Consider the following 21451-nt stretch of genomic DNA (forward strand, 5'->3'; position numbering starts at 1 on the left):
TCAGCCTCCCGTTTGCGACATGAAGCGCACGATGCGTTCGGGCCGGGCGTTGAATTCGTGGCGTTCCGGCTTGGCGGCGATGCCAGCCCGGATGGCCTGGATGAGATCGGCGTCGCTGGCGCCGGCGCGCAGCAAGCGTCCGAGCGGCACCTGGTCTTCCTGGCCCAGGCACAGATACAAGGTGCCGTCCACGCCCATCCGCACGCGGTTGCAGGTGGCGCAGAAATGACGCGACATGGGGGTGATGACGCCCAGCACGGGCGCGCCCTGCCCGCTGGTCCAGTAGCGCGCCGGGCCGTTGCGTGATTCGGCCAGCGACGGCACCAGCCCGGCGTCGGCGGCCAGGCGCGCGCCCATCGCGTTCAGGTCAGTGTGCGTAAAGCCGCGGCCGCACTCGCCCATCGGCATCGGTTCGATCAGCCGCAGCACGAAGCCCTGCTCCACCGCATAGGACAGCAGGCGGCGCACTTCGGATTCCGGCGTGGCCGCATGCACCACGCTGTTGAGCTTGATGGGGGAAAAGCCAGCCTGCCGCGCGGCCGACAATCCGGCCAGCACGGCGTCCAGGCAATCGCGTCCGGTGATCTGCGAGAACGCTGCCGCGTCCAGCGTGTCCAGGCTGATGTTCAGACGGTCCACCCCCGCTGCCCGCAACGACTGCGCATGGCGCGATAGCTGCGTGGCGTTGGTGGACACGGACAGGTCGCGCAGCCCGGGCATGGCGGCGATGGTGGCCGCCAGCCCGGCCACGCCCTTGCGCAGCAGCGGCTCGCCGCCGGTCAGCCGGACCTTGGCCACGCCCAGGCTCACGAACAGTCCGACCAGCCGGGCCATTTCGTCGTGGGTCATCCAGTTGGCCGGCGTTTCGAAACCCTTGAAATCCTTGGGCAGGCAGTAGCTGCACCGCAGGTCGCAGCGATCGGTGACCGAAACGCGCAGATAGTCGATGCGGCGGCCGAAGCCGTCCGCCAGGGCGGCGGGGGCTGGCTCATCCATCATGCGGCGCTCCCGGCGAAGACCCGTTCGGGTTCGCCGTCGTCCAGATCGATGCCCGAAATCTTGGCGCGCCCGACCAGCAGCTTGGTGTATTGCCGCCAGGCGGTATCGCGGCTCATGGACGTAAGCGCCGTGGCAATCTGCTTGGCCACGTGTTCGTAGGGCAAGAGCCGCCCTTCGACACGCCGAACCACGCGCACGATGTGCAGGCCGTGCCGCGTCTGCAGCAACTGCGGCAGCAACCCGCCCGAAGGCAGCGCGAACACCGCGCGTTCGAATTCCGGCACGGTGTCGCCGCGCCCCAGTTGGCCCAGATTGCCGCCGACGGCCGCGGATGGGCAATTGGATTGTTCGCGGGCCACCTCGGCGAACCGCGACGGATCGGCCAGCAGCTCGGCCAGCACCACGTTGGCATGCGCCTTCAGCATGTCCAGGTTCACGTCGGGCGTGACCTGGAACAGGATGTGGTCGGCCTCGACCAGTTCGCCCACCATGAAGCGTTCGGGGTGCATCTGGTAAAAGCGCCGGCACGTCTGGTCGTCGGCTTCGGGCGCCGGGGCCTGGCTGGCGAGCAAGGCCCCGATGGCGCTTTCCTCGTCGGACACGTCCAGGCCCTGCCGGCCGGCCTCGTCCAGCAGGACGCGCCGCAGCACCAGGGCCGTCACGGCCTCGCGCATGGGATTGCCGGCTTCTGCGTGCAAGGGCAGTTCACGTTCCAGATCCGCGTCGTTCAGTTCGACGCCATTGACGATGACAGGCATGTTCGGCTCCTAAGACGGGGTATCAGCGCGGACGGACCAGTTGCCAGGCGCGGCCCAGGTAGCCCACCGACGCGAAACCGCTCCAGACGTGCACCAGACGGGTGAACGGGAAGATCACGAAGAGCGTGAGGCCCATGAAAAGGTGCGCCTTGAACAGTAGCGGCACGCCGGCGATGTAGCTGGCGGCGTCGCCCTGGAACGTGACGATGTGCTGCGCCCAGGTCATCAGGTGCACCATCATTTCGCCGTCCATGTGGCCAGCCGACAGCGCGATCGTGGACAGCCCGAGCAGCAGCGTCACCAGAATCCACAGCAGCAGGATCTTGTCGCCGGGCCGCGTGGTGTGGGCGATGCGGGGGTCGGTCAGGCGGCGGTGGATCAGGATCAAGAGGCCGATCAGGCACAGCCCGCCCATCACGCCGCCCGCCACCATCGCAACCATCTGCTTGAGCGAGTGCGAGACACCCAGCGTGTCCCACACGATGACGGGGGTGAGCAGGCCGACCAGATGCCCGAAGAACAGGCCCAGGATGCCGATGTGGAACAGGATGTTCCCCAGCCGCAACTGGCCGCGATGCAGCAGTTGCGAGCTGTCGGATTTCCAGGTGTATTGCTCGCGCTCAAAACGCGCCAGGCTGCCGAGCAGAAAGATCGTCAGTGCGATGTACGGATAGATGCCGAAAAGAAACTGGTTCAGGGAGTTCATGATGCGTCGTCCTGGGCATTAATGAGTCGCGGCGGAACGGGGATGGAAGTGCACGGTCTGCACCCCGCCTCCCGCAAACGGCCGCAGCAGCGGTTCCACGCCGTCGGGGCCGGCCCCGAAGGCCTCCATCGCCTCGTCCATGTCGCGCACCGGCGCCTCGGTCTGCACGCGCGGAATCACGCGGGACTGGGCGCGCAGCACGGCAAAGACGCAGGCGTAGGAGCTTTCGCTTTTGGCCAGGCGCGCGCCGATGGCCGCCAGCACGTGGATGGCTTCGTCCAGCAGCTCCTGGGCTGTGTCGGGATCGATGACTCCCAGGAATTCCAGGAACAGCGGCACGTGGTCCGGCAGTTCCGACACCATCGGCTCGAAGCCGTGCGCGCGGTAGGTTTCCAGCAGGTCCACCATCGCCTGGCCGCGGTCGCGGCTTTCGCCGTGGACGTGCTCGAACAGGTGCAGCGAATGCGAGCGGTTGCGGTCAAAGGTGGCGACGTAGTTCTCTTGCAGGGGAATCAGGTCGTTCGAGGCCAGGTAGCTGACCAGCGGTTGCAGGGTTTCCTCGGCGTCCGGATAGGCCGCCAGGGCCTCTTCCAGTTCGCCCAGGTAATCCAGCAGCTCCGGCTCGGGATAGCACAGCATGGCGGAAAGCAGTCGGTACAGGCTCATGGTGTTCTCCTTTCCTCAGGCCGAAACGGCCTTCTTGCGCGACTTGGGCATTTCGATGAAGATCTCGCTGCCCTGCGGCTTGCGGCCGAACAGGGTGCCTTCCGACACGCCGCCCGAGCAGCCGTTGCCAAAGGTGAAGCCGCAGCTTCCCTTCTCGTTGAAGCTGTCTTCAACCACTTCCTTGTGGCTGCTGGGCACGACGAAGCGGTCTTCGTAGTTGGCGATGGCCATGATGCGGTACATGTCCTGCACCGTTTCCTCGGTCAGGCCGACCTGCTCCAGCAGGGCCGTGTCGCGTTCGCCATGGACGGTCTCGGACCGCTTGAAGGCGCGCATGGCCAGCATGCGTTCCAGCGCTTGCAGCACCGGCGCTTCCTTGCCGGCGGTCAGCAGGTTGGCCAGGTAGCGCACGGGGATGCGCAGCGTCGACACGTCGGGGATCATGCCGCTCTTGCCCACGGTGCGCTGGGGCATCTTGCCGGACTCGGCGGCCGTCTGGATGGGAGACAGCGGCGGGATGTACCAGACCATCGGCAGCGTGCGGTATTCGGGGTGCAGCGGGAAGGCCACCTTCCATTCGACGGCCATCTTGTAGACGGGCGAATTGCGCGCAGCTTCCAGCCACGAGTCCGGGATGCCCTGCTCGCGCGCCGCGGCAATCACCTCGGGCGAATGCGGGTCCAGGAACAGGTCGAGCTGCGACTGATACAGATCCTGCTCGTTCGCGGTGGCGGCGGCATTTTCGATCTGGTCGGCGTCATACAGCAGCACGCCCAGGTAGCGGATGCGGCCCACGCAGGTTTCCGAGCACACGGTCGGCTGGCCGGCCTCGATGCGCGGATAGCAGAACGTGCACTTCTCGGCCTTGCCGCTGTTCCAGTTGTAGTAGATCTTCTTGTACGGGCAGCCCGAGATGCACATGCGCCATCCGCGGCACTTGTCCTGATCGACCAGGACGATGCCGTCGTCTTCGCGCTTGTAGATGGAACCGGACGGGCAGCTGGCGACACAGGCCGGGTTCAGGCAGTGTTCGCACAGGCGCGGCAGGTACATCATGAAGGTGTTCTCGAACGTCGAGTACATCTCTTTCTGCACGCCTTCGAAGAGCGCATCGCGGCTGCGCGAGCTGAATTCGCCGCCCAGGTCGTCTTCCCAGTTCGGGCCCCAATGGATCTTGTCCATCTTCTTGCCCGTCAGCACCGACACCGGGCGCGCGGTGGGCGGCGTCTGCGACAGCGGCGCGTTCTTCAGGTGCTCGTAGTCGTAGGTGAACGGCTCGTAGTAGTCGTCGATGGCGGGCAGGTTCGGGTTGGCGAACAGGTTGGCCAGGATGCGCAGCTTGCCGCCTTGGCGCGGTTCCAGCTTGCCGGCGGCCGTGCGGCTCCAGCCGCCCTTCCACTTTTCCTGGTTTTCCCATTCCTTCGGATAGCCGATGCCGGGCTTGGTTTCAACGTTGTTGAACCATGCGTACTCGACACCGTCGCGGCTGGTCCAGACGTTCTTGCAGGTGACCGAGCAAGTGTGGCAGCCAATGCACTTGTCCAGGTTCAGCACCATGCCGATTTGGGCGCGTATCCTCATGATTGCTTCTCTTCTTGTTGCAGTTCTTCGACGAGCGGGCCTTCCAGCCAGTCCACCTTCTTCATCTTGCGCACGACCACGAACTCGTCGCGGTTGGCGCCCACGGTGCCGTAGTAGTTGAAACCATAGGCCTGCTGCGCGTATCCGCCGATCATGTGCGTGGGCTTGAGCACCGTGCGCGTGACCGAGTTATGGATGCCGCCGCGCTTGCCGCTGGTTTCAGCGCCCGGCACGTTCACGATCTTTTCCTGTGCGTGGTACATCAGGCACATGCCGACCGGCACGCGCTGGCTCACGACCACCCGGGCGGTCAGCGTGCCGTTCACGTTGAACACTTCCACCCAGTCGTTGTCGACCAGTCCGGCCTGCTTGGCCTCGGCTTCGGACACCCACACGTGGGGGCCGCCGCGGCTGAGGGTCAGCATGCGCAGGTTGTCCGAGTACGTGCTGTGGATGCCCCACTTCTGGTGCGGCGTGATCCAGTTCAGGACCAGTTCCTTTTCGCCGTTCGGGTATTTGCCCAGCATGGGTGCAACCGTCTTGGTGTCGATGGCGGGTTTGTACACGCAGGAGCCTTCGCCAAAGTCCAGCATCCAGCGGTGATCCTGGTAGAACTGCTGGCGGCCGGTCAGGGTGCGCCATGGGATCAGTTCATGGACGTTGGTATAGCCGGCGTTGTAGCTGACCTCTTCGCTTTCCAGACCGGACCAGGTGGGCGCCGAAATGATCTTGCGCGGCTGCGCCTGAATGTCGCGGAAGCGGATCTTGTCGTGCTCGCGTCCGACCGCCAGGTGCGTGTGGTCGCGTCCGGTGATCTTGCCCAGCGCTTCCCAGGCCTTGACCGACACATGGCCGTTGGTCTCGGGTGCGAAGGTCAGGATCATCTCGGCCGCGTCGATCGCCGTGTCCAGACGCGGACGGCCCTGGCTGACGCCGGTTTCGGTGACGCTGTCGTTGATGCCAGCCAGCTCGTGGACCTCGTGCTGGGTGTTCCAGTTGATGCCCTTGCCGCCGTTGCCCAGCTTGTCCAGCAGCGGACCCACCGACGTGAACTTGCGGTAGATGTCGTTGTAGTCGCGTTCGACCACCGTCATGGACGGGGCCGTCTTGCCCGGAATCAGGTCGCATTCGCCGAGCTTCCAGTCCTTGGGTTCGAAGGCCTGGCCCAGTTCTCCCGGGGTGTCGTGCATCAGCGGGGTCAGCACCAGGTCGCGGCGCTTGCCCAGGTACGGACCGCCGATTTCGCTGAATTTCTTGGCCAGCAGCTTGTAGATTTCCCAGTCGGTCTTGCTTTCCCAGAGCGGCTGCACGGCTTCGCTCAGCGGGTGGATGAAGGGGTGCATGTCGGACGTGTTGAGGTCGTCCTTTTCGTACCAGGTGGCGGTGGGCAGCACGATGTCGCCGTACAGGCACGTGGTGCTCATGCGGAAGTCCAGCACCGTCAGGAGGTCCAGCTTGCCTTCGGCGGCGTCGTCCTCAAAGGTGACTTCGGACGGCTTGATGGCGTCGGCTTCATCGCCGAACACGGCGTTCTGGGTGCCCAGGAGGTACTTCAGGAAGTACTCGTGGCCCTTGCCGCTGGAGCCCAGGATGTTGGAGCGCCACACGAACATGTTGCGCGGGAAGTTGGCGGGATCGTCCGGGTTTTCGCAGGACATGCGCAGCTCGCCCGACTTCATCTGTTCGACGGCGTGCGCGACCGGATCCTTGCCCAGGCTGTCGGCCTGTGCCACGACGTCCAGCGGATTGGTGCGAAGCTGCGGCGCCGACGGCAGCCAGCCCATGCGCTCGGCGCGGGCGTTCAGGTCGATCATGCTGAGTTCGCTGTACTTGGCGCGGTCGGCGGTGGGGCCGAGCACTTCCTGCACGTTCAGCTTTTCGTGACGCCATTGGCTGGTATGGGCGTAGAAGAACGAGGTGCCGTTCATCTGGCGCGGCGGGCGCACCCAGTCGGCGGCAAACGCCAGCGGGGCCCAGCCGAACTGCGGGCGCAGCTTTTCCTGGCCCACATAGTGCGCCCAGCCGCCGCCGCTCTTGCCGACGCAACCGCACATCATCAGCATGTTGATGATGCCGCGGTAGATCATGTCCATGTGGTACCAGTGGTTCAGGCCGGCGCCGACGATGACCATAGACTTGCCTTCGGTGTCGTGCGCGTTCTGGGCGAACTCGCGCGCCACCTGGATGACCTGCGCGCGCGGCACGCTGGTGTGCTTTTCCTGCCAGGCGGGCGTATAGGGAACGTCGTCGTCGTACGAGGACGCGACGTTGCCGCCGCCCAGGCCGCGGTCCAGGCCGTAGTTGGCCATCTGCAGGTCATACACCGTGGCGACCAGCGCCTCGGTGCCGTCCGCCAGGCGGATGCGGCGGGCGGGCACGTTGCGCACCAGCAGCTCGTCGTGTTCGCTGCCGAAGTACGGGAAGCCCACGCCGACCACGTCGTCGGACTTGCCCAGAAGGCTGAGCGTGGGGAGGATTTCGCGGCCCGAGCCGCCATCCTTGGATTCCAGGTTCCAGCGGCCGACCTTCTCGCCGCCGTTGACGGCGCCCTCGCCCCAGCGAAAGCCGATGGTGCCGTTGGGCGCCACCAGATCGCCGGTGGACTCGTCCAGCACCAGCGTCTTCCAGTCGGGGTTGTTCTGTTCGCCAAGCGCGTTGTCCAGCTGCGAGGCGCGCAGGAAGTGGTCAGGAGCGTAGAAGCCGTCGCGTTCCTTGAGCTGCACCAGCATCGGCATGTCGGTGTAGCGGCGCACGTAGTCCGTGAAGTAGGCCGACTTGCCCGACAGGTGGAATTCCTTGAGGATGACGTGGCCCATGGCCATGGCGAGCGCGGCGTCGGTGCCCTGCTTGGGCGCCAGCCAGATGTCGCCGAACTTGACCATTTCGCCGAAGTCGCTGGACACGGCCACGGTCTTGGTGCCCTTGTAGCGGACTTCGGTGTAGAAGTGCGCGTCCGGGGTGCGGGTCTGCGGCACGTTCGAGCCCCAGACCATCAGGTAGGTGGAGTTGTACCAATCGGCCGACTCGGGCACGTCGGTCTGTTCGCCCCAGATCTGCGGGCTGGCGGGGGGAAGATCGCAGTACCAGTCGTAGAAGCTGAGGCAGGCGCCGCCCAAAAGGCTAAGGTAGCGGGCGCCGGCGGCGTAGCTGACCATCGACATGGCGGGAATCGGCGAGAACCCGATCACGCGGTCCGGGCCGTACTTCTTGATGGTGAGCGCGTTGGCGGCGGCAATGATTTCCGTGGCGGTGTCCCAATCGGCGCGGACAAAGCCGCCCAGGCCGCGCACCGACTTGTAGCGCTTGGCGCGCTTGGGGTCCTGGCTGATCCATTCCCAGGCCGCGATCGGGTCCATCGTCTTGCGGGCTTCGCGCCACATTTCGATCAGGCGGCCGCGGATCATGGGGTACTTCACGCGCTGCGCCGAATACACATACCAGCTGTACGACGCGCCACGAGGACAGCCGCGGGGCTCGTGGTTGGGCAGGTCGGGACGGGTGCGGGGGTAGTCGGTCTGCTGGGTTTCCCAGGTGATCAGGCCGTTCTTGACATACACCTTCCAGGAGCAGGAGCCGGTGCAGTTCACGCCGTGGGTGGAACGCACCACCTTGTCGTGCTGCCAGCGCGCGCGGTAGGCGTTCTCCCACTTGCGGTCCTCGTTGACGGTTTCGCCGTGACCGTTCGCGAAGGTGGACTTCACCCGCGACATGAACTTCAACCGGTCCAGAAAATGACTCATTGTGTTTCTCCAAGAACGCCGGCCTGGCCGGCGCGTACTGCGATCAATGCTGATGAAACAACTTTAGGGCTGGGCTGTCTGGCCGACCATTCGCCGGTGGCACAACCCGGGTTCGGCAGAGTGACTAGTTACCCGGGTAGGCCGAACTAGTCGGGCCGCAAGGCCGCCGGGGCCCGGCCACGCAACGTGTGCGCGGCCGTGCCCCGGCGAACGCTCCTTAGCAGGGAATGGGCGCGTTGCGGCGTGCGTAGTACCACCACGTGATCAGCATGCAGGTGGCATAGAAGCCGATGAAGCAGAACAGCGCGGTCTGGACGCTGCCCGTCATTTCGAGCGACGTGCCGAAGCTGCGCGGGATGAAAAAGCCGCCGTAGGCCCCGATGGCGCCGGAAAAGCCCAGCACCGCGGCCGATTCCTTGGCCGCCTCCGACATGGCCTGCTTCTGCGCGGCCGGACCCTTGCCCTGCGCCGCCTGCGTGCGTTCGCGCAGGAAGATCACCGGAATCATGCGGAACGTGGAACCGTTGCCCAGGCCGGTCAGCGCAAAGAGCACGATGAACATGGCCAAAAAGCCGTTGAAGTCGCCCAGGCGGCCCTCACCCGGCAGGAACGTCACGACGCCAGCCACCGCGGCAATCATGGCCGCGAAGGTGAAGAGCGTGACCCGGGCGCCGCCCAGCTTGTCGGAGATCCAGCCGCCCACGGGACGCGTCAGCGATCCGACCAGCGGTCCCAGGAAGGCGTATGCCATGGGATTGACGGTGGGAAACAGCGTCTTGGTCAGCATGGCGAAGCCCGCCGAGAAGCCGATGAACGACCCGAACGTGCCCACGTACAGCCAGCACATCAACCAGTTGTGCTTGCGCTTGAAGATGACCGCCTGGTCGGCGAACGAGGCGCGCGCATCGGCGATGTCGTTCATGCCGAACCATGCGGCGATGGACGCCAGCGCGATGGGGATCACCCAGATGAAGCCCGCGTTCTGCAGCCACAGATTTTGCTGCGCGCCATTGGCGTTGATGACCTGCGGTTCGCCGCCGGCAACGCCGAAGACGCCCATGGTGATGACGACCGGCACGACGAACTGCACCAGCGACACACCCAGGTTGCCGATGCCGGCGTTCAGGCCCGTTGCCAGCCCCTTCTTTTCCTTGGGAAAGAAAAAGCTGATATTGGCCATGCTGGAGCTGAAGTTGCCGCCGCCAAGGCCGCACAGCAGCGCCAGCACCAGAAGGGTCGGAAACGAGGTGGTGGGATCGCGCAGCGCGAAACCCATGCCCAGCGCCGGAATCAGCAGCGAGGCGGTGGAGATGGCCGTCCATTTGCGCCCGCCGAAGACGGGCACGAGGAACGAATAGAAGATGCGCAGCGTCGCGCCCGACAGCGCGGGCAGCGCTGTCAGCCAGAAGAGCTGGTTCTTGGACAGCATGAAGCCGGCGCGGTCAAGGTTGACGACGACCACGCTCCAGAGCATCCAGATGCTGAACGCCAGCATCAGCGCCGGGATCGAGATCCACAGATTGCGGTTGGCGACGCGCGCGCCCGTCTGTTTCCAGAAACCGGGATTATCCGGCTCCCAGCGCGCAAGGACTTGAGTGGACATGAGGTTCTCTCAGGATGGTGGGTGGGTCAGGCGGCTTGCTGCCGGGCGATGGCCGCGCTTTCGGGCCGGAAACTGAAGTGCATGAAGATCAGCGAGACGCAGACGGTGCCGTACAGCAGCATGAAGGCGCTGGAGCGGATGCCGGTCAGGTCGAGCAGGACGCCGAACATGATGGGAAGCACGAAGCCGCCCAGGCCGCCAGCCAGTCCGACGATGCCGGACACGGCGCCGATGTTGTCGCTGAATTCATCGGAGATGAACTTGAAGACCGAGGCCTTGCCGATCGCCATGGCGATGCCGACGACGAACAGCAGGATGGTGAAGGTGACCGGGCCAAGCGCGATGCCGAAGGAACGCGGGCCGCCGGCGGTCATGACGGTGAATTCGGTTTGCGGATAGCTCAGGAGGAAGAAGGCAACCCAGCACACCCACATCACCCACCACGTGGTCTTGTAGGCGCCGTAGCGGTCGGAGATCCAGCCGCCGACGGCGCGCAGCACGCCGCCGGGCAACGAGAAGCACGCGGCCAGCAGCGCGGCCAGCTTCATGTCGAAGCCGTATTCGCCGATGTAGTACTTGGTCATCCACAGGGCCAGCGCCACATAGCCGCCGAACACAACCGAGTAATACTGGCAGTAGCGCCACACACGCGGATCCTTCAGCATGGCGAACTGGGCCGACAACGAGGCGCCGCCCGCGACGCGGTGCGAGGGATCGGACGACGAGAACATCCAGAACAGGATGGCGGTGACCAGCAGCGCCACGGCGTAGACCTGCGGCACGATGACCCAGGCGCCGCCGGCAGCCGCGATGAGCGCGGGGGCCACGAACTTGGTGATGGCCGAGCCCGAGTTGCCGGCGCCGAAGACGCCCATGGCCAGACCTTGCTTGTTGCGCGGGAACCAGCGGGCCACATAGGGCGTGCCCACGGAGAACGAGCCGCCGGTCAGGCCGACGAACAGCGCCAGCACCAGGAACTGCCAATATTCCGTGGCGTAGGACAGCAGCCAGATCGGCACCACCGCCAGCAGCATCAGCACGAAGAACACGGGACGGCCGCCGTAGCGATCGGTCCAGATGCCGAGCGGCACGCGCACGAGGGAGCCGGTCAGGACCGGCATGGCGGCCAGCAGGCCGAATTGCGTTTCGGACAAGCCGAGCTGCGCCTTTATTGGGATCCCCAGCACGGCAAAGATCATCCACACCGCAAAACAGATGGTGAAGGCAAACGTGCTGGATATCAGGACCCGCATCGGCGCACCGGCCGAGGATTGATGTGCTGCCATGGTTAGTCTCGCTTTTTGCTGACAAATACGTATGTCGGTAGCCTAAGCAGCCCTCCCAGTTGCAACCATTCCCCAGCCGACCAAAGGGCTATTTCCGAAGTGCCTAGTCATGCGGGTGTTCCGGACAGCCTTGCGCTGGATCAAGTGCCCGGATCGCGTCCCGATGCGGCCAGATGTAATATGTATTTCAAATACACGTTCAAAACCGCAACGGCGCGCGCCCCGCGCGCACGGGCCACACCATGACCACCCTGCTTTCCATCGACGAACCCGCAAAGAAGCCGCGCCCCGCCCCGCCCGAGTGGGGCGCGTTCACTGAAATGGGTTTCCGCCCGCTGTATCTGGCGGGCTGCTTCTGGGCGCTTTTCTCGGTGTTGCTATGGGTGCACGCACCCGCGCGGCTGACTGGCGTGCTGAACGGCATGTTCTGGCATGCGCATGAAATGCTGTGGGGCTTCGTGGCCACGATCGCCGTGGGCTTCCTGCTGACGGCGGGCGCCAACTGGACGGGGAAGAATCCCCTGAAGGGCAATCCGCTTGCCGCGCTGTGCGGGCTGTGGATCGTGGCGCGCGTGGGGTATCTGCTTCCTGGGCGCACTGCCTTCGTCGTCGCGGCGGCGGCGGACCTGCTGTTTTTCCTGTGGGCGGCCGGGGCACTGGGACGCGCCGTCGTGGTCACGCGGAACCAGCGCAACTATGGCGTGCCGTTCCTTCTGCTGGCGCTTGGCGCGACCAACGGGCTGTACCTGTGGGCGACGGTCCAGGGCGACTACGTGACGCTGATGCGCTATTTCAATGCCGGGCTGCTGTCGATGGCCGTGCTGACCTTGCTGATCGCCCGGCGGGTCATGCCCTTCTTCGCCAAGCGCGCCGTTGCGGGCCTGGACATTCCTCCCCATACCAAGAGCGGTCACTGGCAGCTTGGCTTTGGCGTCGTCGCCATCGCCTGCCTGCTGGCCGGCGTGCAGCAGGCCGCCGCGCTGGCGCTTGCGGCAAGCGGCGCGATTGCGCTGGTGCAGTGGGTGTCCTGGAAACCGTGGGCCGTGCGGCGCGTGCCGCTCCTGTGGATTCTCTATGCGGGGTATCTGGGTCTGGGGATCGGCCTTCTGGTGGGTGCCGCGCAACTGTCGGGCATTGTGGTCCGGCAGGCTTGGCCCGCGCACGTCATCGGCGTGGCCGGGTTCTCGGTGTTGATCCTGGGCATGGTGACCCGCACCGCACTCGGCCATCTGGGCCGGCCGCTGCATACGGACCGCAGCATGGTCCTGAGCTACGCGCTGATGATCCTGGCGGCGTTGCTGCGGTTGGCGGCCCTGCTGCCGACCGCGGCAACGCTGGGCCTGCTGCATGCGTCGGCCACCGCTTGGGCGCTGGCGTTGGGACTGTACCTGTGGCGGTTCTTCCCCATGATGATCCGCCCGCGCGCGGACGCGGCGGCCAAGCAGGCGGCGCCCGTCATGCGGGTGATGCCGGTGTCGCGGCCCAAGAGCTGAGGGCGCCGCGTCAAAGACACCGCCTGCCCCCGCCCTATCGCTTCACGACCGGCCTTCGCGGCGCTCCATCGCGGCAACTTCACGCCGCATGGCCTTGAGCCAAGCCTTGAGCAGCGATTCGTCCGAGAACTGCATGACCTCGTGTTCAAGTTCCTGGATGTACTCCTGGATGTCCTTGATGTCGTCATCCAGCTCTTGCATCACCGTTTCCGGATCGAAGGTGGCGAACGGGTCCAGCTCATAGCGCAGCGTGAAGCCTTCCTCGGCAAACTGAACCTGGGTAAGGATCTCGTCGAGCTGCGCGGCCAGCACCGCATTGGCCGCTTGCAGCTGATCGTTGGGGATGTCGGCGGCGGCCTGCACGGTGGCGCGCAGGTTGGGATCCTGGGCGGCCTGGGCCAGCCGCTCCCGCTCTGCCGCTTGCAGTGCGTCCCAGGCGACGGCGTTCGTCACGGTCGGCATGCGGACCACGCGAGCGTATTCCAGCAGCTCTTCCGCGTCTTCGTCGTCGTACTGATCCTGGATGACCTGCAGCAACTGCATGGGCGACATCGAGTCCAGGTCGGCAACGTCCAGGTCCAGCGCATCGGCCAGTTCTTGCCGCGCGCTTTCGGTCAGTTCGGCAAGATTGGCGTCGTAATCGGCCCCGCGATGTTTCTTGTAGAGCGTCTTGAGGCGCGCGGTGTCGCAACCGGCCGGTAGCGCCGACTTGGCCGACAGCACCAGCAGTTCTTCCGAGAACTCCGTGACCAGTTCGGACACGAACTCGCGTTCGGCCTTGGACAGGCCCATTTCCTTGTAGGCGTGGTCAAAGCACAGCACCAGTTTGTAGCGCAACTGGTTCAGCTTGTCTTCGAGCGGCCGCAGCGTCTCGGTGTATTTGTGGTGGTAATCCGCCTCGATCGACTGCCATTGCGCCAGCCGGGCCCGTTCGGCCGTCAGTCGTTCCTGCAGGCGTTCGCATAATTCACGCGGACTTTCGAGGGATTTTTCGCTCATGGACCCACTCCTGTTGCAAACCGGGGTATTGAAAACAGCCGCCACTCTAAACGATACGCGCAAACCCTTCTTGAATATCGGCATCAATAACGCTAATCATTATTATTAATATAGAATCTCGGCTGTCCGCTATCCCCTTGCCTGGCAGCCCTGATGTCCCTGCGCTTCCTTGCGGGCCCCACCCCCTCACGCAAACGCCTGATCCTGATCGCGGCCGCCCTGGCGCTGGCCCTGCTGATTGGTGTGGCGCTCTGGCTGGCGGGCAACAAAGGCCCGGCCGCTCCGCCTCCCCCGAACTACGGGAAGCTCCCCGTCGCGGTGAGCGTCGCCGCTGCGCGCGTCGGTCCGCTGCAGCGAGACCTGCACGCGCTCGGCACCATCACGCCGCTGGCGCAGGTGACCGTGCGCAGCCAGGTCGACGGCGAACTGGTCAAGCTGCACTATCGGGAAGGCCAGACCGTCGCGCAGGGCCAGTTGCTGGCCGAGATCGACCCGCGTCCGTACCAGGCCGCGCTGGCGTCTGCCGAAGGCGAGCTGGCGCAGACGCAGGCGCTGCTGGATAACGCCGAAGCGGACCTGCGGCGCTACCGCAAGCTGGCGCGGCAGGAAGCCGTGGCCGGCCAGCAGCTCGATACCGCCGAGGCCCAGGTAAGGGCCTACGCCGCGCAGCGTCAACGGAACCTGGCGCAAGTCGCGGACGCCCAGCGCCTGCTCGGCCACACGCGCATTCTGGCGCCGCACGCCGGCCGCGTGGGATTGCGGCGCGTCGATGCCGGCAACCACGTGCGTGCAACGGACGCGGACGGATTGACCTCCGTGGTCCAGATGGCCCCCATCTCGGCCCTTTTCAGCATCTCGGAAACTCGCCTGGACATTCTGCGGCAGGCGCAGGCAAAGACACCCGTGCTGCGCGTGCAGGCCTGGGATGCCGACGAACGCCGGCTGCTTGCCGAAGGCACGCTCGAGGCGCTGGACAACCGCATCCAGGCGGCCAGCGGCACGGTGCGGCTGCGCGCCCGTTTCGACAATGCCGACGAATCGCTGTTTCCCAATCAGTTCGTGAACATCCGGCTGGCCGTGGTGCAGGAAGATGACGTGGTGACCATTCCGGCCGCGGCGGTGCAATACGGGTCGCAAGGCGCGTTCGTGTTCGTCATCGGCGACGACAACCGCGCCACCCGCCGGGTGCTGACGCTGGGCCCGGCAAACGCCGGCCGCATCGTGGTGCTGACGGGCCTGGCCGCGAACGAGCGCGTGGTTGTCGAAGGCGTGGACCGCCTGCACGACGGACGCGACGTGCAGATCGTCGACCCGCCCGGCCACGACGAGGAGTCCGCATGAGCCTGTCACGCCCATTCATCCTGCGTCCGGTCGCGACGTCGTTCCTGATGATTGCCCTGCTGCTGTCGGGCATCCTGGCCTGGCGCATGCTGCCCGTGGCCGCGTTGCCGCAGGTGGACTACCCGATCATCCAGGTGTCCACGCAGTATCCGGGCGCCAGCCCCAATGTGACGGCGCGCGCGGTCACCGCGCCGCTGGAGCGGCGCTTCGGGCAGATACCGGGACTGAAGCAGATGTCGTCCACCAGCGGCAGCGGCATCTCGGTCATCACGTTGCAGTTCGCCCTGGACGTCCCGCTGGGCGTGGCCGAACAGGAAGTCCAGGCCGCCATCAGCGCCAGCGATTCGCTGCTGCCGGGCGATCTGCCCACTCCGCCCGTGTACCGCAAGGTCAACCCCGCCGACGTGCCGATCCTGACGCTGGCCGTCACGTCGGATTCGCTGCCCCTGCCCAAGGTCTACGATCTGGTGGACACCCGCATGACGCAGCGGCTGTCGCAGTTGTCGGGCGTGGGCATGGTCAGCCTGGCCGGCGGGCAGCGTCCGGCCGTGCGCGTGCAGGTCAATCCGATGGCGCTGGCCGCGCGCGGCCTGAAGTTGTCGGACGTGCAGGAGGCGATCGCCAAGGCCAATTCCAATCAGCCCAAGGGCAGCTTCGACGGCCCCGTGCGGTCCGTCATCATGGACGCCAATGACCAGTTGCAGAGCGCGCAGGAGTACCGCGACCTGATCGTCGCCTGGAAGAACGGCGCGCCAGTGCGGCTGGGCCAGATCGCGACGGTAGAGGACGGCGCCGAGGACCGCTACCTGGCGGCGTGGGTCGACAGGCAGCCCGCCGTGCTGGTGAACATCCAGCGCCAGCCCGGCGCCAACGTCATAGCGGTGGCCGACCAGGTCAAGGCATTGCTGCCGCAATTGACCGCCAGCCTGCCCGCCGCCGTGGAGGTGCGTATCCTGACCGACCGCACCGAAAGCATCCGCGCGTCCGTGCGCGGCGTGCAGTGGGAACTGGGCTTCGCGGTGGGGCTGGTGGTGCTGGTGACGTTCCTGTTCCTGCGCAACCTGCCGGCCACACTGATCCCCAGCCTGGCCGTGCCGCTGTCGCTGATCGGCACCTTCGGATTCATGTATCTGGCCGGCTTTTCCACCAACAACCTCACGCTGATGGCGCTGACGATCGGCGCGGGCTTCGTGGTGGACGACGCCATCGTCATGCTGGAGAACATCGCACGCTACCGGGAGCAGGGGCACAGCCCGATGGCGGCCGCGTTGAAGGGCGCCGGGCAGATCGGCTTCACGCTCGTTTCGCTGACGCTGTCGCTGATCGCGGTGCTGATCCCGCTGCTGTTCATGGAAGACGTGGTGGGCCGGCTGTTCCGCGAATTCGCCATCACGCTGGCCGTTGCCATCCTGATATCGCTGGCTGTATCGCTGACCCTCACGCCCATGATGTGCGCGCGGCTGCTGCCGCCGCACGCGCCGTCCAAGCCCGGACTGCTGGATCGCCTGCAGGCGCGCTATGCAGGCTGGCTGGACACGACGCTGCGTCATCAGCGGCTGACGCTGCTGGTGATGCTGGCGACCGTCGCGCTCACCGCGCTCTTGTATGTCGCGGTGCCGAAGGGCTTCTTCCCGGCGCAGGACGGCGGGGTGCTACAAGGCGTGACGCAGTCGTCGCAAAGCACCTCGTTCGACGCGATGTCGCGCCGCCAGCAGGCGGTGGCGCAAAGCCTGCTCGCGGATCCCGACGTCGCCACGCTGTCTTCCTTCATCGGCATCGACGGCATGAACGCCACGCTGAACACGGGGCGGCTTCTGATCAACCTGAAACCCTGGAACGAGCGCACCGCCCCGCTGGCCGAGATCATGGCGCGGCTGGACGCGCGGGCCCGCGACGTGCACGGCATCTCGCTCTATCTGCAGCCCGTCCAGGAACTGAACATCGAGGATCGCGTCAGCCGAGGCCAGTATCAGTTCAGCCTGACCTCGCCGGATGGCGCGCTGCTGTCGCGCTGGACCCGCGCGCTCATGGAGCGCCTGGCGCAAGCGCCCGAACTGGCCGACGTTTCGTCCGACCTGCAGGGCGACGGCCGCCAGGCCTATCTGGAGGTCTCGCGCGACGCCGCCGCGCGTCTGGGCCTCACGATGGACGATGTGGCGCAAGCCTTGTACAACGCATTCGGGCAGCGTCAGGTCGCCACGCTCTTTACGCAGTCGAACCAATACCGCGTCGTGCTGGAAGTTGACCGCAAGATGGCGGCCAGCCCCGAAGCGCTGGAACGCATCCATCTGCAAACGGACGCCGGCCAGCCCATCCCCTTGTCTGCGCTGGCCACCGTCAGCGAGCGCGCCGTCCCGCTGGCGGTCAATCACCTGTCGCAGTTCCCCGCAGTGAACCTGTCCTTCAACCTGCCGCCCGGCGAGTCCCTGGGCCAGGCCATCGCCGCCATTGAGTCGGCGCGCCAGGAGACCGGCATGCCCGAGAGCGTCGAACTGCGGCTGCAGGGCGCAGCGTCCGCCTTTGAGGCGTCGCTGTCGAACACGTTGTGGCTGATGCTGGCCGCGGTGGTGACCATGTACCTGGTGCTGGGCATGCTGTACGAAAGCGCCATTCATCCCGTCACCATCCTGTCCACCCTGCCCTCGGCAACCGTAGGTGCGCTGCTGGCGCTGCTGCTGACCGGCCGGCCGCTGGACCTGATTGCCGTCATCGGCATCATCCTCTTGATCGGATTGGTCAAGAAGAACGGCATCATGATGGTCGACTTTGCGCTGGAGGCCGAGCGCACGCGCGGCCTGGCGCCGCAGGCCGCCATCCGCGAGGCCGCGCTGCTGCGCCTGCGTCCCATCCTGATGACGACGCTGGCCGCGCTGTTTGGCGCGCTGCCGCTGATGCTGGCGACGGGTTCGGGCGCTGAATTGCGCCAGCCGCTGGGCTGGGTCATGGTTGGCGGACTGCTGGTCAGCCAGGTGCTGACGCTGTTCACCACCCCCGCCGTCTACCTGTTCTTTCACCGCCTGGGCCACCGGCGCGCTCAAGCCGCGCCGGCGCCCAACGCCGAAGGCCCGGTGAAATGATCCGCGCATTGCTGCACCGTCCGGTCGCCTGCATTTTCCTGGCGCTGGCGCTGACGCTGCTGGGCGCCGTGGCATGGCGGCTCTTGCCGGTGGCGCCGCTGCCGCAGGTCGACTTTCCGACCATCGAAGTGCGAGCCGACCTGCCCGGCGCCAGTCCCGAAACCATGGCCAGCACGGTCGCGGCGCCGCTGGAGCGGGCGCTCGGCAGCATCGCCGGTGTCAGTTCCATGAGCTCGTCCAGCAATCAGGGCGCAACGCGCGTGCAATTGCAGTTCGACCTGGACCGCGACATCGACGAGGCCGCGCGCGACGTGCAGGCCGCAATCAACGCCGCGCGGGCCGAACTGCCCTCGGGCATGCCGGGCAATCCCAGCTACCGCAAGGTCAATCCGTCGCAGGCGCCCATCATGGCGCTGGCCCTCAGTTCCGCCACCCGGCCCGCGGGCCAGCTCTACGACCTGGGTTCCACCGTGCTGGCGCAAAAGCTATCGCAGATCAGCGGCGTGGGCGAAGTCACGATGGGTGGCAGCTCGCTGCCCGCCGTGCGGGTCCAGGTGAACCCCAACGCGCTGGCGCACTACGGCGTGGCCCTGGACGACGTGCGCGAGGCCATCTCCAACGCGGCGCCGATGGGTCCGCAAGGCCAGCTGGATTCGGCCGCGCGGCGCTGGGAAGTCGGCGCCCCCGAGCAGCCGCGCCGCGCCCAGGACTACGACAGCCTGATCGTGCGCTACCAGGACGGCGCGGTGATCCGGCTGTCGCAGGTAGCCCGCGTCAGCGATTCGGTCGAGAACCGCTACAGCAGCGGCTTTCACAATCGCAATCCGGCCGTGGTGCTGACCATCAGCCGCCAGCCCGGCTCGAACATCATCGAAACCATCGACGCCATCAACCAGGCGCTGCCGGGCCTGCGCCAGCTGATGCCCGCCGACGTGGACCTGACGGTGGCGCTGGACCGCTCGCCCGGCATCAAGGCGACGCTGCGCGAAGCCCACATCACCCTGGCGCTGGCAGCCGGGCTGGTCATCCTGGTGGTGTGGCTGTTCCTGGGCAACGCGCGCGCCGCCGCGATTCCCAGCGTGGCCATTCCGGTCTGCCTGATCGCCACGTTTGCCGTCATGTACGCGTGGGGTTTTTCACTGAACAACCTGTCGCTGATGGCGCTGATCGTGGCCGCCGGCCTGGTCGTGGACGACGCCATCGTCGTGCTGGAGAACATCTCGCGCCACCTGGAGCGCGGGCTGACGCCGGTCAAGGCCGCCCTGCGTGGGGTGCGGGAAGTGGGATTCACCTTGGTGGCGATGACGGTCGCGCTGAGCGTGGTCTTCGTGTCGATCCTCTTCATGGGCGGGCTGGTGGAACGGCTGTTCCGCGAGTTCTCGATCACGCTGGTGGCCGCCACGGTGATTTCGCTGGTTGTCTCGGTAGCCATCATTCCGGCGCTATGCGCGCGGTGGCTGCGGCCCGTCAGCCCCGCCGCGGCCAAGCCATCGCGCATGCAGGCCGTATTTGCCCGCCTGCACGACGGGTATGGCGTGTCGCTGGCGCGCGTACTTGGCCATGCACGCATTACATTGCTGCTGCTGGCCGGCGTCGTGGGGCTGAACGTCTACCTGTACGTGCAGGCGCCGAAGGGCTTTTTGCCCGTGCAGGACACCGGCCAGCTCATGGGCTTCGTGCGGGGCGACGACGGGTTTTCGTTCCAGGTGATGCAACCGAAGATCGACCAATACCGGCAACTGGTCTTGAAGCACCCCGCTGTCGAGGACGTCATCGGCTACAACGGCGGCGGCCTGGGCATCAGCAATTCGCTGTTCCTGATCCGCTTGAAGCCTGCCGCCGAACGCAACGAGTCCTCGACCGAAGTCATCAACTGGATGCGCACCCACGCCCCTGCGGTGCCGGGCGGCATGTTCTTTCTGAACGTGGACCAGGACCTGCGCATGCCCGGCGGCTTCGGCAATTCCGGCGACCACGAGCTGGCCATCATGGCCAGCGACGTGCCCGCGCTGCGCGAATGGTCGCGCAAGATTTCCAAGGCCATGCAAGAGATCCCCGAGCTGCGCGACGTCGACGCCCAGGGCGACGGCGCCACGCAGCAGGTCGTGATCGACATCGACCGCAGCGCGGCGCAGCGGCTGGGCGTGGACATGGAGACCATCAGCAGCGTGCTGAGCAATTCGTTCAGCCAGCGCCAGGTCGCCACGCTTTACGACGCCATGAACCAGTACCGCGCCGTCCTCGAACTGGACCCCCGCTACACCGAGGATCCCGAGGTTCTGGAACGGGTGCACGTGGTGGCCGCTGACGGCAACCGCGTGCCGCTGACCGCGTTCGCCACCTACGACAATGGCCTGGTCAACGACCGCGTCTTTCACGACGGGCTGTTCGCCGCCGTGTGGGTCGGGTTCTCGCTGGCGCCCGGTGTATCCCTGGAACAAGGCCTGGCCGCCATCGACGCGGCCACGGCAAAGCTGATGGTGCCTTCGCACATCCAGACCCGGCTGGGCGGCGATGCGCGCAACTTCCAGCAGACCCTGCAGGACCAGCCCTGGCTGATCCTGGGCGTCTTGGTCGCCATCTATCTGGTGCTGGGCATCCTGTACGAAAGCCCGCTGCATCCGCTGACGATCCTGTCCACCCTGCCATCGGCGGGCGTCGGCGCCCTGCTGGCGCTGCGGACGGCGGGCATCGAGTTCACCCTCATTGCGCTGCTGGGGCTGTTCCTTCTGGTGGGCATTGTCATGAAGAACGCCATCCTGATGATCGACTTTGCCCTCAGCCTGGAGCGGCGCGAAAACCTGACGCCCGAACAGGCCATCCACCGCGCCGCCATGCTGCGCTTGCGGCCCATCGTCATGACCAATCTGGCGGGCCTGCTGGGTGCCGTGCCCCTGGTGCTGGGCATGGGCGAAGGGTCGGAACTGCGCCGCCCGCTCGGCGTGGCGATCGTCGGCGGACTGATGATCAGCCAGTTCCTGACGCTGTACACCACCCCGATCGTCTACCTGGCGCTGGAACGCCTGCGCGGGCTGGCCTGGGGAAAGCGCCGCATGGCCTGACCGCGCATCCTGCAGGCCCGCCATCTTCCCGCTAGCCGGAAAATAAAAAGCTCAATAGAATCGTTTGGCACGCTGACGAAAGCCGCCTGATCCGGCCCCGGTGCACATTTGCGCCCCTGGAATGCGGCTTTCCGCCGGCG

General features: G+C 66.0%; 13 protein-coding genes. 4 read left to right on the plus strand and 9 right to left on the minus strand.

What is annotated here, in order from left to right; all coding sequences use genetic code 11:
- From moaA to H4P35_RS14415, 8 genes are all read right to left on the minus strand, one after another.
- Positions 1–999 carry a GTP 3',8-cyclase MoaA gene (gene moaA, locus H4P35_RS14380; RefSeq protein ID WP_226846040.1) on the minus strand — a complete coding sequence of 333 codons (999 nt, stop codon included), beginning with the start codon at positions 997–999 and terminating at the stop codon, positions 1–3.
- Positions 996–1757, minus strand: coding sequence for a peptidylprolyl isomerase (locus H4P35_RS14385; protein ID WP_226846041.1), 762 nt, complete (start codon positions 1755–1757; stop codon positions 996–998). The genes moaA and H4P35_RS14385 overlap by 4 nt, the downstream gene beginning before the upstream one ends.
- A 22-nt stretch (positions 1758–1779) precedes the next feature.
- The gene (gene narI, locus H4P35_RS14390; RefSeq protein ID WP_226846042.1) at positions 1780–2463 is read right to left on the minus strand and encodes a respiratory nitrate reductase subunit gamma; all 684 of its coding nucleotides are present in this window, start codon (positions 2461–2463) and stop codon (positions 1780–1782) included.
- Positions 2464–2481: 18 nt separating this feature from the next.
- Positions 2482–3129, minus strand: a complete 648-nt coding sequence (gene narJ, locus H4P35_RS14395) for a nitrate reductase molybdenum cofactor assembly chaperone (RefSeq protein WP_056318347.1) — start codon at positions 3127–3129, stop codon at positions 2482–2484.
- 15 nt (positions 3130–3144) lie between these two features.
- Positions 3145–4710, minus strand: coding sequence for a nitrate reductase subunit beta (gene narH / locus H4P35_RS14400; protein WP_226846043.1), 1566 nt, complete (start codon positions 4708–4710; stop codon positions 3145–3147).
- Positions 4707–8450: a nitrate reductase subunit alpha gene (locus H4P35_RS14405; protein ID WP_226846044.1), complete on the minus strand. Its 3744-nt coding sequence runs from the start codon at positions 8448–8450 to the stop codon at positions 4707–4709. The genes narH and H4P35_RS14405 overlap by 4 nt, the downstream gene beginning before the upstream one ends.
- A gap of 217 nt (positions 8451–8667) precedes the next feature.
- Positions 8668–10053, minus strand: a complete 1386-nt coding sequence (locus tag H4P35_RS14410) for a NarK family nitrate/nitrite MFS transporter (RefSeq protein WP_056318339.1) — start codon at positions 10051–10053, stop codon at positions 8668–8670.
- 26 nt (positions 10054–10079) lie between these two features.
- Positions 10080–11339, minus strand: coding sequence for a nitrate/nitrite transporter (locus tag H4P35_RS14415; RefSeq protein ID WP_056318336.1), 1260 nt, complete (start codon positions 11337–11339; stop codon positions 10080–10082).
- Between the two features lie 242 nt (positions 11340–11581).
- On the opposite strand from H4P35_RS14415, the gene H4P35_RS14420 reads away from it, so the two are divergent.
- The gene (locus H4P35_RS14420; protein WP_226846045.1) at positions 11582–12832 is read left to right on the plus strand and encodes an NnrS family protein; all 1251 of its coding nucleotides are present in this window, start codon (positions 11582–11584) and stop codon (positions 12830–12832) included.
- Positions 12833–12874: 42 nt separating this feature from the next.
- Here the strand turns inward: H4P35_RS14420 and H4P35_RS14425 are convergent, their stop codons facing one another.
- Positions 12875–13831: a molecular chaperone DnaJ gene (locus tag H4P35_RS14425; protein WP_180098635.1), complete on the minus strand. Its 957-nt coding sequence runs from the start codon at positions 13829–13831 to the stop codon at positions 12875–12877.
- A gap of 153 nt (positions 13832–13984) precedes the next feature.
- Here H4P35_RS14425 and H4P35_RS14430 point away from each other — a divergent pair, with 153 nt between their 5' ends.
- From H4P35_RS14430 to H4P35_RS14440, 3 genes are read left to right on the plus strand one after another with little or no spacing between them, the layout of a single operon-like run.
- Positions 13985–15172 carry an efflux RND transporter periplasmic adaptor subunit gene (locus H4P35_RS14430; RefSeq protein ID WP_226846046.1) on the plus strand — a complete coding sequence of 396 codons (1188 nt, stop codon included), beginning with the start codon at positions 13985–13987 and terminating at the stop codon, positions 15170–15172.
- Positions 15169–18249 carry a multidrug efflux RND transporter permease subunit gene (locus tag H4P35_RS14435; protein WP_226846047.1) on the plus strand — a complete coding sequence of 1027 codons (3081 nt, stop codon included), beginning with the start codon at positions 15169–15171 and terminating at the stop codon, positions 18247–18249. The genes H4P35_RS14430 and H4P35_RS14435 overlap by 4 nt, the downstream gene beginning before the upstream one ends.
- Positions 18246–21311 carry an efflux RND transporter permease subunit gene (locus H4P35_RS14440; protein ID WP_226846048.1) on the plus strand — a complete coding sequence of 1022 codons (3066 nt, stop codon included), beginning with the start codon at positions 18246–18248 and terminating at the stop codon, positions 21309–21311. Before H4P35_RS14435 ends, H4P35_RS14440 begins: the two co-directional genes overlap by 4 nt.
- Positions 21312–21451 lie beyond the last annotated feature (140 nt).

The organism is Achromobacter sp. 77, assembly GCF_020541125.1.
In the GTDB taxonomy this organism is placed as follows: Bacteria; Pseudomonadota; Gammaproteobacteria; order Burkholderiales; family Burkholderiaceae_B; genus Achromobacter; species Achromobacter mucicolens.

What these genes read in the sequence shown, in the direction of transcription:
- H4P35_RS14440 (WP_226846048.1), top strand. Translation starts at nt 18,246, where the DNA reads ATGATCCGCGCATTGCTGCACCGTCCGGTCGCCTGCATTTTCCTGGCG.
- H4P35_RS14385 (WP_226846041.1), bottom strand. Translation starts at nt 1,757, where the DNA reads ATGCCTGTCATCGTCAATGGCGTCGAACTGAACGACGCGGATCTGGAA.
- H4P35_RS14435 (WP_226846047.1), top strand. Translation starts at nt 15,169, where the DNA reads ATGAGCCTGTCACGCCCATTCATCCTGCGTCCGGTCGCGACGTCGTTC.
- moaA (WP_226846040.1), bottom strand. Translation starts at nt 999, where the DNA reads ATGATGGATGAGCCAGCCCCCGCCGCCCTGGCGGACGGCTTCGGCCGC.
- H4P35_RS14405 (WP_226846044.1), bottom strand. Translation starts at nt 8,450, where the DNA reads ATGAGTCATTTTCTGGACCGGTTGAAGTTCATGTCGCGGGTGAAGTCC.
- H4P35_RS14430 (WP_226846046.1), top strand. Translation starts at nt 13,985, where the DNA reads ATGTCCCTGCGCTTCCTTGCGGGCCCCACCCCCTCACGCAAACGCCTG.
- H4P35_RS14410 (WP_056318339.1), bottom strand. Translation starts at nt 10,053, where the DNA reads ATGTCCACTCAAGTCCTTGCGCGCTGGGAGCCGGATAATCCCGGTTTC.
- narI (WP_226846042.1), bottom strand. Translation starts at nt 2,463, where the DNA reads ATGAACTCCCTGAACCAGTTTCTTTTCGGCATCTATCCGTACATCGCA.
- narH (WP_226846043.1), bottom strand. Translation starts at nt 4,710, where the DNA reads ATGAGGATACGCGCCCAAATCGGCATGGTGCTGAACCTGGACAAGTGC.
- narJ (WP_056318347.1), bottom strand. Translation starts at nt 3,129, where the DNA reads ATGAGCCTGTACCGACTGCTTTCCGCCATGCTGTGCTATCCCGAGCCG.
- H4P35_RS14415 (WP_056318336.1), bottom strand. Translation starts at nt 11,339, where the DNA reads ATGGCAGCACATCAATCCTCGGCCGGTGCGCCGATGCGGGTCCTGATA.
- H4P35_RS14425 (WP_180098635.1), bottom strand. Translation starts at nt 13,831, where the DNA reads ATGAGCGAAAAATCCCTCGAAAGTCCGCGTGAATTATGCGAACGCCTG.
- H4P35_RS14420 (WP_226846045.1), top strand. Translation starts at nt 11,582, where the DNA reads ATGACCACCCTGCTTTCCATCGACGAACCCGCAAAGAAGCCGCGCCCC.